This is a genomic window from Bradyrhizobium sp. USDA 336, assembly GCF_044908355.1.
Classification (GTDB): domain Bacteria; phylum Pseudomonadota; class Alphaproteobacteria; order Rhizobiales; family Xanthobacteraceae; genus Bradyrhizobium; species Bradyrhizobium yuanmingense.
In genome coordinates, this window is the sequence record NZ_JBIYDC010000002.1 from 403,532 (window position 1) to 418,781 (window position 15,250).

A 15,250-nucleotide genomic window follows, 5' to 3' on the forward strand; every position below is an offset into this window, starting at 1 on the left:
GCCCGCAACATGGGGGCGCTGGACGGTTCCACCACCTGACGTCTCGCGTCACCGGCGAAGCACGCTAAGGTACGCGACTATAGCAAGGGTCCGGCGCCGTTGCATTTTCAAGTCCGCACCATTGCGGGCCTTGGTCCGCGCGGTGTCCGACTGATTCGCAAGGCACGCAATCGGTTCGCGAATCACGCCTGGCGGCGGCCCGGCGCGCTTGCTGACGTTCCACGGTCGCGCTACGAGAGGCCATGGCGGCCTCCTCAAGCACATGTCTCCTGCGATGACGACCCCGGTCGCACTCACCATCGCCGGTTCCGATTCGAGCGGCGGTGCCGGCATCCAGGCGGACCTGAAGACCTTTGCCGCGCTCGGCGTCTATGGTGCCTCCGTGATCACGGCGCTGACGGCGCAGAACACGCGCGGCGTGACCGGCATTCACGCGGTGCCGGCCGGGTTCGTCACCGAGCAGATCGACGCGGTGTTCTCCGACCTCGACATCGGTGCGGTGAAGATCGGCATGGTGGCCCAGGCCGCCAGCATCGATGCCATCGCGGCCGCGCTGTTGCGCTGGGCGCCGCGGCATGTCGTGCTCGATCCCGTCATGGTGGCGACCTCCGGCGACCGCCTGCTCGCCGCGGAGGCCGTCGACGCCCTGCGCACCAGGCTGATGCCGCTGGCTGCCGTGATCACGCCGAACCTGCCGGAGGCTGCGGCCCTGCTCGATGCGCCGGTGGCGGCGAGCGAGGCCGAGATCGAAAGCCAGGGACGCCGCCTGCTGGCGCTGGGCTGCCGCGCCGTCCTGATCAAGGGCGGGCACGGGGAGGGCGCCGAGAGCACCGACTATCTCGTCACTGCCGAGACCGCGATCGCGCTTGCCGCGCCGCGTGTGGCCACCCGCAACACCCATGGCACCGGCTGCTCGCTGTCCTCCGCCATCGCAGCGGGGCTGGCCAGGGGCGAGGACCTCGAGGCCGCCGTGCGCAACGCCAAGACCTGGATCAGCGCCGCGATCGCGGCCGCCGACTGCTTCAGCGTCGGCCACGGCCACGGGCCGATCCATCATTTCCACAAGTTCTACTGAGGCGGGCTTGCTTCGCCTCTCCCGCAAGCCAAGCGGGGAGGGAGCGCACTTACCCTGCATGTCGCCTGATTGTCGCATGCGACTGATATTCGCGGGGAGGGCGAGGCAAGGCGTGATTCGTATTTGAAGGTGCCTCGAGGGTTCAATCGGTCATCCCCCTGTCACGGGACATTGTTACAGGCTGGCGCATGGGAAGTTACGATGTGAGTGACGAGAGCCCGGAGCGGCGCTTTCGCACGTTGTTCATCTCCGACGTCCATCTCGGAGCCCGCGGTTCACAAGCCGATCTTCTGCTCGACTTCCTGCGCTACCATGATGCCGATACGATCTATCTCGTCGGCGACATCGTCGACGGCTGGGCGCTGAAATCGAGCTGGCACTGGCCACAATCGCATAACGACCTGGTCCAGAAGCTTTTGCGCAAGGCGCGCAAGGGCGCCAAGGTCATCTACATTCCCGGCAATCACGACGAGTTCCTGCGCAACTATTACGGCACGCATTTCGGCGGCATCGACGTGGTCGAGAACACGGTTCATACCGGCGCCGACGGCAAGCGCTATCTCGTCATTCACGGCGACATCTTCGATCTCGTGGTGCAGAACGCGCGCTGGCTCGCCCATCTCGGCGACAAGGCCTACGATTTTGCGATCCAGATGAACCGCCTGGTCAACTTCTTCCGCCGGCTGTTCGGCGTGCCCTATTGGTCGCTCTCGCAATGGGCCAAGCAGAAGGTCAAGAACGCCGTCAACTATATCGGCGCGTTCGAGCAGGCGCTCGCCGCCGAGGCGCGGCGTCACCAGGCCGACGGCGTGATCTGCGGCCACATCCACTACGCCGTGATCCGCGACGAGGGCGGCATCCGCTACATGAATTGCGGCGACTGGGTGGAGAGTTGCACCGCCCTGGTGGAGCATGACGACGGCCATTTCGAGATCATCACCTGGGCGGATCAGTTGCGGAAGCCGGAGCAGGTGCCACAGGTCGCAGCCAGAGCTGCATAACAAGGACCACTTGATGCGCATCCTGGTCGCGACCGACGCCTGGCACCCGCAAGTCAACGGTGTGGTTCGGACGCTGACCAAGCTCGCTGATGCTGCAAAGGCGCTCGGCGTCGAGTTCACGTTCCTGACGCCGCAATCGTTCCGCACCTTTGCGATGCCGAGCTATCGCGACGTGCGCCTCGCCATGCCGCGCCCGGCCCGGATCGCAAGGCTGATCGAGGAGGCGCGCCCGGACAGCATCCACATCGCGACCGAAGGGCCGATCGGCCTGATGGTCCGCCGCTATTGCCGCCAGCGCAAGCTGCCGTTCACGACCAGCTTCCATACCCGCTTTCCCGAATATGTCCGCGCCCGCGTGCCAGTGCCGGGCTCGCTGATCTGGCGGGCGCTGCGGCGCTTCCACAGCGCCAGCCGCGCCGTGATGGCGGCGACGCCGGCGCTCGCGCGCGAACTGACCGAGCGCGGCTTCGACAATGTCGTGCTGTGGCCGCGCGGCGTGGACACCACGTTGTTCCACCCGCGCGTCATCGATCTCTGCCTGCCGGCACCCGTGTTCCTGTCGGTCGGCCGCGTCGCAGTCGAGAAGAATCTCGAGGCGTTCCTGGACCTCGACCTACCTGGCACCAAGGTGGTCGTCGGCGACGGCCCGGCGCGCGCCTCGCTGGAAGAGGCCTACCCCGATGCGATCTTCCTCGGCGAGAAGCACGGCGACGAACTGGCGGATATCTACGCGGCCGCCGACGTGTTCGTGTTCCCGAGCAAGACCGACACCTTCGGCCTGGTCCTGCTGGAGGCGCTTGCGAGCGGCCTGCCGGTCGCGGCCTTCCCAGTGAAGGGGCCCCGCGACGTGATTGGCGATGCGTCGGTCGGCGCGCTCGATCACGATCTGCGCGATGCCTGCTTCGCCGCGCTCGATATCTCCCGGCAGGACTGCGTCGCCTTTGCCGCCAATTACACCTGGGAGGCCTCGGCAACGGTCTTTATCGACAGCATTTTGGCGGTCGGGGCGGTGCTGCCCGGCCGGACCGCCGCGGAACAGCCGCGCCAAGTCGCCTAGAGCTATCTCGATCCGATGGATCGAAATAGCTCTAGATTCTTGTTTTGACGCGTTTTCTTCACGCGAACCGGGATCCACTTCGCTCGAAAACGCTATGGGGAAATCCTCTCGCTGAGGTGTCTTGCCCGGGCCTGATCGGCCGCGATAACATTCCGCCATGACCGAACAGGCCCTTCCGGTCGGCCCTGCCGACATCGATGCCGCAGCGCGCGTGATCGCGCCTTACGCCATCCGCACCCCGCTGTTGTCCTGCCCGGTGCTCAACGAGCGCGTCGGTGCGAAAGTGTTCCTGAAGCCGGAGATGCTTCAGCGCACCGGCTCGTTCAAGTTTCGCGGTGCCTTCAACAAGGTGTTCTCGATCCCGCAGGACAAGCGCGCCGGCGGCGTCGTCGCGTTCTCCTCCGGCAACCACGCCCAAGGCGTGGCGGCGGCGGCAAAGATCCTCGACATGCAGGCCACCATCGTGATGCCGGCGGACGCCCCGCTGTCCAAGCGCGAGCGCACCAAATCCTACGGCGCCGAGGTCGTGCTGTATGATCGCTATAACGAGGACCGCGAGGCGATCTCGCGCGGCATCGCCGAGAAGCGCGGCGCGACTCTGGTCAAACCCTATGACGATCCCTTCGTGATCGCAGGGCAGGGCACCGCCGGCCGCGAGATCGCCGAGGACATGGCAACGCTCGGGCTCAGTCCCGACATCGTAGTGGCGCCGGCCTCCGGCGGCGGTCTGATCGCGGGTGTCGCGACCGCTGTGAAGGCGCGCTATCCGCAAGCCGAGATCGTGGTCGCCGAGCCCGAGGCCTTCGACGATCACGGCATTTCACTCAGCTCAGGCCATCGCGAGCCGCATCCGCCGGCCGGCCGCACCATCTGCGATGCGCTGATGGCGCTGATGCCGGGCGAGATGACGTTTGCGATCAACAGCAAGCTCTTGGCGCGCGGCGTCACGGCGTCGGACAAGGAAGTCGGCGCGGCGGTCGCCTTTGCCTATCGCGAGCTGAAGCTGGTGGTGGAACCCGGCGGCGCGGTGGGGCTTGCTGCGCTACTCGCGGGCCGCCTTGATGTGGCCGGCAAGAACGTCGTCATCGTGCTGTCAGGCGGCAATGTCGATGCGGATCTGTTCGCGGAGCTGGTGGCCTGACTTTGGCTGAAACGGTGTGAGCCGCAGCCCACCGCGTGGGCAGGGCAATCGCATTTGAATTTTCGAGAGGCCGTCATGCCCGGGCTTGTCCCGGGCATCCACGTTCTTTGTGCTGCGTAGAAAGACGTGGATGGCCGGGACAAGCCCGGCCATGACGACGTAGAGAGAGTTGGTGCCCATGGCCCAAATCTCATTGCGATAGCCCTCCCCCGCAAGCGGGGGAGGGAGCGCACCTTCCTTCTTGCCCAATCAGTGCGTGAAGCCGCCGCGACGGTTGCCGCCATTGTTCATGCTTGGCGCCTGGTTCATTGACTGTCGGAAGTTGTTGTTGCTGCTGACCATGCGGTTCGGCACCGTGTTGAGCTGCGGACGGTTGGTCTGCACGTTGGTCTGCACCTGCACCTTGTTGACCGGGCTAATGTTGGGCCTCACGATGCCGGTGTTGCCGTTGTTGACGCGGATCGGCTGGTTCTGCGTCTGAACGTTGACCGGCCTCACGTCGATCTTGGTGCCGCCTTTGCCGACATTCACCGGCATGCTCACGATCTTGGGCGGAGAGCCGTTGCCGGCATTGTTGCCGCCGTTCTGCGGCTTGTTGGTCGCAGGCAGGGTCACGATCTTGCCGATGCCGACCTTGCCGTTGATCGTGTTGGTCGGCGCAGGCAGCGTGACGATCTTGCTCGGGGTCTGCGGCGGCGTGCCGTTCTGCGGGCTCGGCTGGTTGTTGCCGGCAGGCAGGGTGACGATCTGGCCGCCATTGCCGAGCTTGCCGACGACATTGCCGTCGAGCGGCTTCTGCACGACCGGCAGATTGCCGTTCACCTGCGCGCCATTGCCCTGCTGCATCAGCGGCATGTATTTGGGCTGGCCGAGATTGCCGATCTTGATCGTCGGAGCAATGTTCTGCGGCGCCAGGAACTTGGTCGCCTGCATCAGGGGGATCTGCTTCGGCTGCGTCTGCAGCTTCAGCGCGACCTGCGCATAGGGGCTGTTGCCGTAGCTGTCATAGAAGCTCTTGTAGGCAAGCGGGGAATTGGCGAGCACCGCCTTGTGCCAGGCCTGCGAGATCAGGATGTTGTTGAGCAGCCAGCGGATGTGGTCGCACAGCGGGTCGTGCGGGTACATGCGGATGAACTCCTGATAGTACTCCGGCCGGCCCTCGGACACGACGTAGTCATAGGCCTGGCGGGTGGAGCGGCTCGGCAAATTGGAAGCCATCTGCACGACCGGCGCTTTCACCGGCGCGCGGTTGGCGGCAACGGCGGTGTCACCGAAGAAGGTGAAGTCGCTCGTCAATGACGAGCTCTCCCACGGAATCTGTGCACCGCTGGTGGTCTGGTTGACCTGCAGACGCACGCGCTTGAACAGCTGCTCGATCGGCACGTTGGGCTCGCGCGCGACGTTCAGGAACGCCTGTGTGTACGGGCTGTGGCCATTGGTGCCGTCGAGCGCCTCGGCGCCTGGCGCGGTCGAGTAGCCGACGATCGAGCCGTTCGGCGCATCGACGATTGCCAAGCCGCGGCCGGCGTCGTTGATTTCAGGGAACGGGTTGTTGCGGCAGGCATCGAGGATGACGATGCGCATGCGGCTCGGGATCGTCTCCAGCGTCGACATCACGTCGACGAGGCGCAGCGAATTGTTGACCAGCTCGGTCGGGCTGGAAACCTTGGCGTCGACCGGAACGAGATAGTTCTCGCCGGCGAGCTGCACGCCGTGACCGGCGTAATAGACCATGGCCACCGTGTTCGGACCGCGCGAGGCGACCTTGGCGGAGAAGTCCTGGACGACGCGGAGCATGTCGTTCTGGGTCAAGTCGGTCGCGGCGACCACTTCGAACCCGGCGGAGTTCAGGAACTGCGCCATCGACTGGGCGTCATCGTCGGGGTTCGCAAGCTGCGGCGCGTTCTGGTAGTTGGCATTGCCGATCACCAGCGCCACCCGCTGCTCCGGGCCTTGCAGCCCGGTGGGGGCAGGCTGCACCGGGGCGACTTGCGCGGAAACGGGCCCGCAGGCGAAGCCGAACAGGCTTCCCAACAGGCTCGCCGTCATGAAAAAGGGCTTTAGGCGGAACATGGCGTGCTCCTTTGGCACTCATCTCGATGCGAGATTGGTTGCGGCCAAGCTTGGCTGCGTTCGAGCCTTGCGGTCCGTGATCCCAGTCACCATGCTCGCCTCCGTGATCTGAATCACGCTCGGAACCTGTTATGGTTAGCGATCGATTGGGAGGAACTCCGCCACATGCTGAAATCGATCGATCCGATCCTCACCCCCGATTTGCTCTGGCTGCTCGCCGCGATGGGCCATGGCGACGACCTCGTGTTCGTCGACGCCAATCACCCCGCCACCCGGATCGCGCAGAGCACCTCGTCGCAGCGCCTGATCCAATTGCCGGGCATGACGATGGAAACTGCCATCCGGGCCATCATGTCGGTCTATCCGCTCGACAATTTCGATCCCGATCCGGTGCGTGTGATGATGCCGGTCGACGATCCCGACCGCGTGCCCGAGGTGCAGCGCGCGGTGCTCGCGGAGATCGCACGTGCGGCTGGCCGGCCGGTCACGCCCGGCAAGCTCGCGCGTCCCGATTTCTATTGCGCGGCAGCGGCAGGCTTTGGCGTCGTGCAGGTCGGTGACAGCAGGGGCTATGGCTGCTTCCTGATCCGCAAGGGCGTGATCGGTTAGGAATATCATGAAGCATCCATCCTCACTGATCGTGTTCGGCGGCCTTCCAGGTACCGGTAAGACGACGATCGCTCGCGAACTCACCGCCAGGCTGGCGGCGACCTATCTTCGTATCGATGCGATCGAGCAGCCATTGCGGGACGCAGGCCTCATCGTCGGCGCGGCCGGCTATGCCGTTGCCAACACGCTCGCCGCCGAAAACCTCAAGCTCGGGCGCATCGTCATCGCGGACTGCGTCAATCCCGTGCTGGCAAGCCGCGCCGGATGGCGGCAGACCGCCTTGCGAACCGGCGCAGGCATCGTCGAGATTGAAGTGATTTGCAGCGAACCGTTACACCGGCAGCGCGTGGAAAACCGGCTGCCCGACATTGACGGTCACAAGGTTCCAACCTGGGATGACGTCGTGAGCCTGACTTTCGAACCGTGGGATCGGGAGCACTTGGTGCTCGATACGGCCGAGAGTTCGCTCGATCATGTCCTGGACCGCGTTGAAGCGCATGTGCGCGACAAGATGGGCTACAGCAGAATGGCTTTAGGTTGAATCGATTGCCACGGGCTCGGTGCAACCTCTCCCGCTTGCGGGAGAGGTCGCGCCGAAGGCGCGGGTGAGGGCTTTCTCCTCTAGGGGGCTATCCCATTGCGGAAACACCCTCTCCCCAGCCCTCTCCCGCAAGCGGGAGAGGGAGTGCACCTCGCACTCGAATTTGAGTGGCCTTCTCGCATCCGCCTGTCTATCGTGATTCATGTCTCGCCTTCTGTGTCTCTTCGTTGCTGTCGTCCTGTCGCTGCTGCCCGCCGTCGCACCCGCCGAGCCCGTGCAAAAGCGCCCCAAGCCGGTCTGGAAGGGCTACGGCTTCCTGCCGGGCTATCGGCAGCCGCTCAGCAACAGCATCCCGCTCTACAAGCAGAAAGACGCGATGCGCCGTCTGTCGCGCGCCGACCGGCGCCATTGGTACATCGACCCGGTTCCGCAATTTTATCGCTGGGACGGCGAGTGGCACTATTTCGGCCGCCCCGGATTCAACGGCGGCCGCTACAACGGCGGCAGCTTTGGTCCGTGCTGGACGCGCACGCCGATCGGTCCGATCTGGAATTGCGGGTGAGGCGCGCGGCGGTTAGGGAAAGCTACGGACGACCTCGATCAAGCCGACGATTGCCGCATTGAACGCATCGAGCTCCTCAGCCGGAATCCAGTACTCCAGATGTGAACGTCCGCCCGCTTCCTGCACATCGTATTTTTCGATGAAGCTGCGCTTGACTGTGAAACGGGTCACGAAGCCCGATCCGCTCGCCGGGACATTCCAGTCCCGCGCGATCTTGATGGCGTAGTCTTCGGTCAGCACCGGATAAAAGATCGGCTGGTCAGGCAGGCGCGGCGGAAACGCGCGCATGCCGGATTGCTGGATCAATTCCAGCTCTTTTGGACCGACGGGCCGCCAGAGGGTGAGAGTATCTTCGGTGGGGGACATGGGCGTGAGGTCCAAGATCGAGCGTCGTCGTTGCGAGCGCAGCGAAGCAATCCGGAATCCTTCCGCGGAGACAGCCTGGATTGCTTCGCTGCGCTCGCAATGACGGGGTTGGGGAGTGCGCGCTCTCTTACGAAAAGAACGCGATCTTCTCGGCCTGGGTCATGCGGCGGATCGGGGCGAGCGGGTCGTTGGCCGGTGCGCGGGGTTTTTGCAGGATGCCGCTGGCGAGGATGGTGGCGCCGAGCGAGGCGTCGGACATGGACGCGGGCAGGGGCGAGGGCATCGGCAGCGTCGCGGTCGGGGCTGCCGCCATTGATGCGGTGGCCGCCATGGCCGGCGCCTGCTGCTCCATCACTTCGGCGGCGGCTTCCGCAATGGCGTCGGTGAGGCGCGCGAGCGAGTCCAGCGCGATCGGCGCGTCTGCGGCGGGCTCTTCGGCGATGGCTGCGAGGACAGGCTCGGCTGCGACCGGCTCCGGCTGTTCGGTGGCAATGGGCGCCACGAGATCCGAGAGCGCCGGCTCCGGCGTCGCGGCTGCCATCTCCACCGGCTCGATGATCTCGTCGAAGTCGGGATCGGGCGCGGCCATCTCCATCGCGATGGCCTCGAGGATGGCTTCGTCCTCGGCCTCGGCTGCGGCGTCGAGCGCGAACTCCTCGCTGACTTCCGTCAAGGCCTCAGGCTGAGCGGCCGGCTCTTCAAACGCGACGGCTTCGAGCTCGGCATCATCAGGCGCGACGTTTTCGAGCGCCGCGCTTTCGGCAGGGATCCGGCTGTCGGCCGCGATCCCCTCGGCGGCAGCGGCGTCCATGGCCTGCTCGGCCATGGCGGCGGTTTCAGCGGCCGCCGTTGCTTCGACGGCCGCATCGAGTTCCGGAGCTGCTGCGATCTCTTCGCGCGTCTCCGTAAAAGCCACGGGTGCGTCGCCGGCCATCGCCGCAGGCGCCGTCTCGACGGGCGAGGCTTCTGCGACCGATGAAGCCGCCTCCTGGGCCGGAGCGGCCCGCGGCGTTGCGTCGCCGTCGAGCTGCTCGACGCGGTCCTTCAGCAGATCGAACGCAGCCTTGAGCTCGATGCGGGGATCGAGGGTCGAGATCTGCCCGCAGGCGGCCTCGATCGAGGCGAGCTGCGAATCAATGAGGTCGCAGATTCGCCCGTCGGCGCCGATCTCGCGCCAGCGCCAGGAGATCTCCTTGATGATGCGGACCCCGCGCGGGATCGGCGCGAGACTCGCCTCGATCGCGCCGGGATCGACCGCGGCGAGCGCGATCGTCTCGGCCTCGCGGATGGCGCGGCGGATCTCGACCAGCGCCTCGGGCAGGCGGTCCTCGACGACCGGTTGCCGCTGTGCCGCAAGGGTTTCCTCGATTTTCGCGACCGCATCCAGCACCATGCGCGTGTCGGCGTTGCGGTTGCGCTTGGCATATTCGCCGAGGAACCAGCGGCCGCGCGCGGTCTCCATGAAGGCTTCGCGGATCGCTTCGTAATCCTGCTCGTTCGGCGCGGCCGCGCGGGCAGACATGGGCGAGAGGGCGAATGCTTCGTTGGCCATGACAATCTCGTCGCGCAAATCAGTGCGCGTTACTGTAACGATCACCACGATATCGACCGAATCGCAATTGGTTTGATGCAGTCCGAATCACAAATCCCCATCGCGGCAGCGACGAAGCGGCGATTCGCCGTGAGCCTCGCCGTGTTCTATTCGGCCTTCTTTGCGGTTCTGGGCACGCATGTGCCGTTCTTCCCGGTCTGGCTGAAGGCGATCGGCATCGACGCTGTCTGGATCGGCATCATCGCCGCGCTGCCGGCGATCACGCGCTTCACCACGCTGCCGCAAGTGACCGCCTTTGCCGAAAAGCGGCAGGCGATTCGCGCCGCCATCATGGTGTCGGCGCTGGCCACTGCGATCGGATTTACGGCGGTCGGCCTGCAGCAGCAGCCGCTGGCGCTGTTCCTGGTCTACGCGCTGACCTGCATGATGTGGACGCCGACGATGCCGCTGACCGATGCCTATGCGCTGCGCGGCGTCGCCCGCTACGGGCTCGATTACGGACCCTTGCGGCTGTGGGGGTCGGCGGCGTTTGCCGCCGGCTCGCTCGCCTGCGGCTATCTCGTCGACATCATCGCTCCGCGCGACCTGATCTGGGTCATCGTCGCCTGGGCCGTCGTCGCGGTAGCAGCCAGCCTGCTGCTGCAGCCGCTCGACGATCTCAGGCGGAGGACGCCGGAGCGGCATGCCGGCAAGCCGCTGCTGCGCGATGCAGCCTTCTGGGCCGTGATCGCGTCGGCGGCGCTGATCCAGAGCAGTCACATCGCCTTCTACACCTTCTCGGCCATCAACTGGCAGCTCCAAGGCATCAGCGGGCTGACCATCGCGGTGCTGTGGACGCTGGGCATCATGGCTGAGATCGTCGTGTTCGCGCTGTCGCCGCGCTTCTCGCTGCAGCCGTCCACGCTGATAGCCATCGGCGGCGTGATCGCCGTGCTGCGCTGGATCGTCACCGCGAGCGAGCCGCCGCTCGTGCTGCTCGCGATCGCCCAGCTCGGCCACGGCTTCAGCTTCGGCCTGACCATCGTCGGCACCATGAACCTTTTGGCGCAGCGCGTGTCTTCGCATCAGATCGCGCGCGGGCAGGGCTATTACGCCGCGTGCAACGGGCTCCTGGGGGCGGCGACGTCGATCGCATCAGGCGCGATCTACGCCCGCATCGGCGACAATGTCTATTACGTCATGGCGGCGATGGCCGCTGCCGGTGCCATCCTGATCTGGTCGGCGCGGCATCGCCTCACGGCTCAGCCCCAGAGCGAAGCGTCCGGCGGGTAGACCAGGCTGCCGTCATAGCGCAGGCCGTGCTCGCGGTCGCGCGCCAGCAGCAAAGGGCCGTCGAGATCGACGAAGCGCGCCTGCGGCGTCACCAGCATCGCAGGCGCCATCGACAGCGAGGTCGCGACCATGCAGCCGATCATGATCTCGAAGCCGAGCGCCCGGGCAGCATCGGCCATGGCCAGCGCCTCGGTGAGGCCACCGGTCTTGTCGAGCTTGATGTTCACGGCGTCGTAGCGCTCGCGCAAGGGCGCAAGCGAAGCGCGGTCATGCACGCTCTCGTCGGCGCAGACGGCGAGGGGGCGCTTGATGCGCGCCAGCGCTTCGTCGCGGCCTGCCGGCAGCGGCTGCTCCACCAGGGTGACGCCGGCGGCGGCGCAGGCGGCGAGATTGGCTTCCAGATCGGCCTCGGTCCAGGCCTCATTGGCATCGACGATCAGCTCGGCCTCAGGGGCGGCCTTGCGCACGGCCGCGATACGCTCCGGATCGCCGCCGCCGCCGAGCTTGATCTTGAGCAGCGGGCGGTGCGCCGCTTTGGCGGTCGCCGCGGCCATCGCCTCGGGGGTTGCTAACGAGATCGTGTAAGCCGTGGTGCGCTCCTTCGGCGCCGGGCGGTCCAGTAGGTTCCAGGCGCGCAAGCCCGCCGCCTTGGCCTCGAGGTCGATCAGGGCGCAATCCAGGGCGTTGCGGGCCGCACCTGATGGCATTGCGGCCTGGAGGGTCTCTCGCGTCAGCCCGCCCGCGACGGCCTCCTGCATGGCCTGGATCGCAGCCAGCGTCGCCTCCGGCGTCTCGCCGTAGCGGGGATAGGGCACGCACTCGCCGCGGCCGGTCAGGCCGCCCCGGCTGACCTCCGCCACGACCGTGACGGCCTCGGTTTTGGCGCCCCGGCTGATGGTAAAGCTGCCGGCGATCGGGAAGCGCTCGATTCGCGTCGCCAGAGCTGCAAATTTCATGGAAGTCATTTTGAACTCTGGCGAAATCTGAACCTGCTAGTTACCTCTAGCAACTAACATTAACCCCTTGGGGATACCTTCTCTGGGTAAGGGCGCGTGCGCAACCATCTGATTTTCTCCGCCCCGGCGCGGGAGCGGACATGAGTGGCGATCCGAAGCTGGAACGGATTGCCAAGGGCAACGCCCTGGCACTGTGCGCCACCGGCACCTGGACCGCGAGCTTTGCGCCGGTCCTGGAGCGGATGGTGACTGAGGCCGAGAAGCTCGCAGGCACCCCGCAAAGCATCTTCATCGACGTCTCCGAGGTCGCCAAGCTCGACACGTTCGGCGCCTGGCTGATCGAGCGGCTGCGCCGCAGCCTGACCCAGGGGGCCGTCGAGGCGCAGATCGCAGGGCTCTCCGCCAATTATTCCAGCCTCGTGGACGAGGTGCGGCGGGTCAGGGGGGCGGCCGTGGTCGACAGCGACCCGATCACCATCTCCGGCATGCTGGAGCAGATCGGCCGGACCGTGGCCGGCGTCGCCGGTACGGTGGCAGGCCTCGTCGACATGCTGGGCGCCGTGCTCGCGGCGTGGTTTCGCGTCCTGATTCATCCGCGCTCGTTCCGCCTGACCTCGACCGTGCATCACATGGAGCAGGTCTGCTGGCGCGCGGTGCCGATCATCGTGCTGATCACCTTCCTGATCGGCTGCATCATCGCGCAGCAAGGCATCTTCCATTTCCGCCGCTTCGGCGCCGATATCTTCGTCGTCGACATGCTCGGCGTGCTGGTGCTGCGCGAGATCGGCGTGCTCCTGGTCGCGATCATGGTCGCCGGTCGCTCCGGCAGCGCCTACACCGCCGAGCTCGGCTCGATGAAGATGCGCGAGGAGATCGACGCGCTGCGCACCATGGGGTTCGATCCGATCGAGGTCCTGGTGCTGCCGCGCATGATGGCGCTGGTGCTGGCGCTGCCGATCCTCGCATTCCTCGGCGCCATGGCTGCGCTCTATGGCGGCGGTCTGGTGGCCTGGCTCTATGGCGGCGTTCAGCCCGAGGCCTTCCTGCTGCGCCTGCGCGACGCCATCTCGATCGACCATTTCATCGTCGGCATCGTCAAGGCGCCGGTGATGGCTGCCGTGATCGGCATCGTCGCCTGCGTCGAAGGGCTCGCCGTGCAGGGCAGCGCGGAATCGCTGGGTCAGCACACCACCGCGTCGGTGGTGAAGGGCATCTTCTTCGTCATCGTCATGGACGGCATCTTCGCCATCTTCTTCGCCTCGATCGGGATGTGACGATGGCAAGAGAAACTCAAAGCGAGATCCAGGACCCGATCATCCGCGTCCGCGGCATCACCGTGCAGTTCGGCGCCACGCGCGTGCTGGACGGGCTCAACCTCGACGTCAAGCGCGGCGAGATTTTGGGATTTGTCGGCCCCTCGGGCGCAGGCAAGTCCGTTTTGACGCGCACCATCATCGGCCTCGTGCCGAAGGTCGCGGGCTCCATCGAAGTGTTCGGCGTCGATCTCGATTCCTCGAGCGCGTCGCAGCGGCGCAACGTCGAGCGGCGCTGGGGCGTCCTGTTCCAGCAGGGCGCGCTGTTCTCCTCGCTGACCGTGCGGCAGAACATTCAGTTTCCGATGCGCGAATATCTGCGCGTCTCGCAGCGGCTGATGGACGAGATCACCATGGCCAAGCTCACCATGGTCGGCCTCAAGCCCGAGGTCGCCGAGCGTTTCCCGTCCGAGCTCTCCGGCGGCATGATCAAGCGTGTGGCGCTGGCGCGCGCGCTGTCGCTCGATCCCGACCTCGTCTTCCTGGACGAGCCGACGTCGGGCCTCGACCCGATCGGTGCCGGCGACTTCGACGAGTTGGTGAGGACACTCCAGCGCACTTTGGGGCTGACGGTTTTCATGGTAACCCACGACCTCGACAGCCTATACACAGCATGTGACCGCATCGCCGTTTTAGGGAACGGTAAGATCATTGCGGCAGGGTCGATCGCCGACATGCAGGCCTCGCAGCATCCCTGGCTGAGGCAGTATTTTCATGGCAAGCGCGCCCGCGCGGTCATGGGTTGAGAGCTGGGTTGAGTAGCCGGAGCACCTGATGGAAACGCGGGCGAACTACATTTTGATCGGCTCGTTCACGCTGGCGGTGATCGCCGCCGCGATCGGCTTCGTGCTGTGGTTTCAGTCGCTGCACACGACCAAGCAGCGCAGCCCCTTGCGCGTCGTGTTCGAGGGCCCGGCGGCGGGCCTGCGCAACGGCGGCAGCGTCAATTTCAACGGTATCAGGGTGGGCGAGGTGGTCTCGGTGAAGCTGGACAACCCGCGGCGGGTTGTCGCACTCGCGATGATCGAGAACAACGCCCCGATCCGCAAGGACACGCTCGTCGGCCTCGAATTCCAGGGCCTCACCGGTGTTGCCGCGATCTCGCTCAAGGGTGGCGAGGAGGCTGCGGCCCCGCCGCCGCTCGACCAGGACGGCATCCCGACGCTCACGGCCGACCCCAACAAGCTCCAGGACGTCACCGAGGCGATCCGCGCCACGCTGCAGAACGTCAACAAGATCGTCGCCGACAATCAGGAATCGGTGAAGAACTCGCTGAAGAACCTCGAGACCTTCACCAATTCGCTGGCGCGCAATTCCGAGAAGATCGACGCCGTGATGGCCAAGGTCGACGGCGTCATGCTCAAGGCCGACAATCTCATGCTCGGCCTCAACACGCTGGCCGGCGGCAAGGATGGCGGCGAGCTGTTCCAGGCGGTGAAGTCGATCCGCGAGCTCGCCGAGGATTTCGACAAGCGCTCGGGTGCCTTGATGGCCGACGGCCGCCGCACCCTCGGCGACATCAGCCGGGCCGTGAACAATTTCGATCGCAACCCGACCCGCGTCCTGTTCGGCGCCAGCAATTCGTCGCAGCCCGCTCCGCCGCCCGAGCCGCCGAAGCCTGCGGCAGCGCCGAGGCGGTAGGCGGTAGGGAAGCGCGAATGGGGAGTGGCGAGTAGCGAGTAGCGTATACAGCGTTCCTCACGGATCGATCCCAAACAAAAACGGAGCCCGC

15 protein-coding genes are annotated in these 15,250 nt (G+C 65.8%); 11 read left to right on the top strand and 4 right to left on the bottom strand.

Features of this window, described 5'->3' with window-relative positions; all coding sequences use genetic code 11:
- Positions 1–274 precede the first annotated feature (274 nt).
- The 4 genes from thiD to ABIA45_RS02685 all read left to right on the top strand — a co-directional run bounded on the left by thiD (position 275) and on the right by ABIA45_RS02685 (position 4,274).
- Complete coding sequence (gene thiD, locus ABIA45_RS02670) at positions 275–1,075, top strand: bifunctional hydroxymethylpyrimidine kinase/phosphomethylpyrimidine kinase (protein ID WP_404651022.1); 801 nt, start codon at positions 275–277, stop codon at positions 1,073–1,075.
- A 188-nt stretch (positions 1,076–1,263) separates the two neighbouring features.
- Entirely contained in the window at positions 1,264–2,076 is an 813-nt protein-coding gene (locus ABIA45_RS02675) for a UDP-2,3-diacylglucosamine diphosphatase (RefSeq protein WP_128264429.1), read from the top strand.
- Between the two features lie 13 nt (positions 2,077–2,089).
- A complete protein-coding gene (locus ABIA45_RS02680; RefSeq protein WP_404651023.1) occupies positions 2,090–3,133 on the top strand; it encodes a glycosyltransferase family 4 protein in 1,044 nt (347 codons plus the stop codon).
- A gap of 157 nt (positions 3,134–3,290) precedes the next feature.
- Complete coding sequence (locus ABIA45_RS02685; protein WP_404651024.1) at positions 3,291–4,274, top strand: threonine/serine dehydratase; 984 nt, start codon at positions 3,291–3,293, stop codon at positions 4,272–4,274.
- Positions 4,275–4,523: 249 nt separating this feature from the next.
- Here the strand turns inward: ABIA45_RS02685 and ABIA45_RS02690 are convergent, their stop codons facing one another.
- Complete coding sequence (locus ABIA45_RS02690) at positions 4,524–6,347, bottom strand: caspase family protein (RefSeq protein WP_404651025.1); 1,824 nt, start codon at positions 6,345–6,347, stop codon at positions 4,524–4,526.
- Between the two features lie 165 nt (positions 6,348–6,512).
- Here ABIA45_RS02690 and ABIA45_RS02695 point away from each other — a divergent pair, with 165 nt between their 5' ends.
- From ABIA45_RS02695 to ABIA45_RS02705, 3 genes are all read left to right on the top strand, one after another.
- Complete coding sequence (locus tag ABIA45_RS02695) at positions 6,513–6,956, top strand: RbsD/FucU family protein (protein WP_157280848.1); 444 nt, start codon at positions 6,513–6,515, stop codon at positions 6,954–6,956.
- 7 nt (positions 6,957–6,963) lie between these two features.
- The gene (locus ABIA45_RS02700; protein WP_404651026.1) at positions 6,964–7,497 is read left to right on the top strand and encodes an AAA family ATPase; all 534 of its coding nucleotides are present in this window, start codon (positions 6,964–6,966) and stop codon (positions 7,495–7,497) included.
- A 202-nt stretch (positions 7,498–7,699) separates the two neighbouring features.
- Positions 7,700–8,059, top strand: coding sequence for a hypothetical protein (locus tag ABIA45_RS02705; protein WP_271537454.1), 360 nt, complete (start codon positions 7,700–7,702; stop codon positions 8,057–8,059).
- A 12-nt stretch (positions 8,060–8,071) separates the two neighbouring features.
- On the opposite strand, the gene ABIA45_RS02710 is transcribed toward ABIA45_RS02705, so the two are convergent.
- Positions 8,072–8,425, bottom strand: coding sequence for an ADP-ribosylation/crystallin J1 (locus tag ABIA45_RS02710; protein ID WP_271537479.1), 354 nt, complete (start codon positions 8,423–8,425; stop codon positions 8,072–8,074).
- A 127-nt stretch (positions 8,426–8,552) separates the two neighbouring features.
- On the bottom strand, positions 8,553–9,977 hold the full coding sequence (locus tag ABIA45_RS02715; RefSeq protein ID WP_271537456.1) for a hypothetical protein: 1,425 nt from the start codon (positions 9,975–9,977) through the stop codon (positions 8,553–8,555).
- Positions 9,978–10,052: 75 nt separating this feature from the next.
- On the opposite strand from ABIA45_RS02715, the gene ABIA45_RS02720 reads away from it, so the two are divergent.
- Positions 10,053–11,249 carry an MFS transporter gene (locus tag ABIA45_RS02720; protein ID WP_404651027.1) on the top strand — a complete coding sequence of 399 codons (1,197 nt, stop codon included), beginning with the start codon at positions 10,053–10,055 and terminating at the stop codon, positions 11,247–11,249.
- Here ABIA45_RS02720 and dgcA read toward each other — a convergent pair.
- The gene (dgcA, locus tag ABIA45_RS02725) at positions 11,219–12,214 is read right to left on the bottom strand and encodes an N-acetyl-D-Glu racemase DgcA (RefSeq protein ID WP_271537461.1); all 996 of its coding nucleotides are present in this window, start codon (positions 12,212–12,214) and stop codon (positions 11,219–11,221) included. The genes ABIA45_RS02720 and dgcA overlap by 31 nt on opposite strands.
- A 131-nt stretch (positions 12,215–12,345) precedes the next feature.
- Here dgcA and ABIA45_RS02730 point away from each other — a divergent pair, with 131 nt between their 5' ends.
- The 3 genes from ABIA45_RS02730 to ABIA45_RS02740 are packed head-to-tail and all read left to right on the top strand — an operon-like array spanning position 12,346 to position 15,159.
- A complete protein-coding gene (locus ABIA45_RS02730; protein ID WP_157280843.1) occupies positions 12,346–13,479 on the top strand; it encodes an ABC transporter permease in 1,134 nt (377 codons plus the stop codon).
- Positions 13,480–13,481: 2 nt separating this feature from the next.
- Positions 13,482–14,264: an ABC transporter ATP-binding protein gene (locus tag ABIA45_RS02735; protein ID WP_271537463.1), complete on the top strand. Its 783-nt coding sequence runs from the start codon at positions 13,482–13,484 to the stop codon at positions 14,262–14,264.
- 28 nt (positions 14,265–14,292) lie between these two features.
- Positions 14,293–15,159 (top strand): MlaD family protein, encoded by an 867-nt coding sequence (locus ABIA45_RS02740; RefSeq protein ID WP_057028765.1) that lies wholly within the window; start codon positions 14,293–14,295, stop codon positions 15,157–15,159.
- The last annotated feature ends 91 nt before the right edge of the window (positions 15,160–15,250 follow it).

Excerpts from the sequence above, each read along its gene's own strand:
- ABIA45_RS02685 (WP_404651024.1), top strand. The coding sequence starts at position 3,291 with ATGACCGAACAGGCCCTTCCGGTCGGCCCTGCCGACATCGATGCCGCA.
- ABIA45_RS02700 (WP_404651026.1), top strand. The coding sequence starts at position 6,964 with ATGAAGCATCCATCCTCACTGATCGTGTTCGGCGGCCTTCCAGGTACC.
- ABIA45_RS02675 (WP_128264429.1), top strand. The coding sequence starts at position 1,264 with ATGGGAAGTTACGATGTGAGTGACGAGAGCCCGGAGCGGCGCTTTCGC.
- ABIA45_RS02710 (WP_271537479.1), bottom strand. The coding sequence starts at position 8,425 with ATGTCCCCCACCGAAGATACTCTCACCCTCTGGCGGCCCGTCGGTCCA.
- ABIA45_RS02730 (WP_157280843.1), top strand. The coding sequence starts at position 12,346 with ATGAGTGGCGATCCGAAGCTGGAACGGATTGCCAAGGGCAACGCCCTG.
- ABIA45_RS02720 (WP_404651027.1), top strand. The coding sequence starts at position 10,053 with ATGCAGTCCGAATCACAAATCCCCATCGCGGCAGCGACGAAGCGGCGA.
- ABIA45_RS02705 (WP_271537454.1), top strand. The coding sequence starts at position 7,700 with ATGTCTCGCCTTCTGTGTCTCTTCGTTGCTGTCGTCCTGTCGCTGCTG.
- ABIA45_RS02715 (WP_271537456.1), bottom strand. The coding sequence starts at position 9,977 with ATGGCCAACGAAGCATTCGCCCTCTCGCCCATGTCTGCCCGCGCGGCC.
- ABIA45_RS02680 (WP_404651023.1), top strand. The coding sequence starts at position 2,090 with ATGCGCATCCTGGTCGCGACCGACGCCTGGCACCCGCAAGTCAACGGT.
- ABIA45_RS02695 (WP_157280848.1), top strand. The coding sequence starts at position 6,513 with ATGCTGAAATCGATCGATCCGATCCTCACCCCCGATTTGCTCTGGCTG.
- ABIA45_RS02735 (WP_271537463.1), top strand. The coding sequence starts at position 13,482 with ATGGCAAGAGAAACTCAAAGCGAGATCCAGGACCCGATCATCCGCGTC.
- thiD (WP_404651022.1), top strand. The coding sequence starts at position 275 with ATGACGACCCCGGTCGCACTCACCATCGCCGGTTCCGATTCGAGCGGC.
- ABIA45_RS02690 (WP_404651025.1), bottom strand. The coding sequence starts at position 6,347 with ATGTTCCGCCTAAAGCCCTTTTTCATGACGGCGAGCCTGTTGGGAAGC.
- ABIA45_RS02740 (WP_057028765.1), top strand. The coding sequence starts at position 14,293 with ATGGAAACGCGGGCGAACTACATTTTGATCGGCTCGTTCACGCTGGCG.
- dgcA (WP_271537461.1), bottom strand. The coding sequence starts at position 12,214 with ATGACTTCCATGAAATTTGCAGCTCTGGCGACGCGAATCGAGCGCTTC.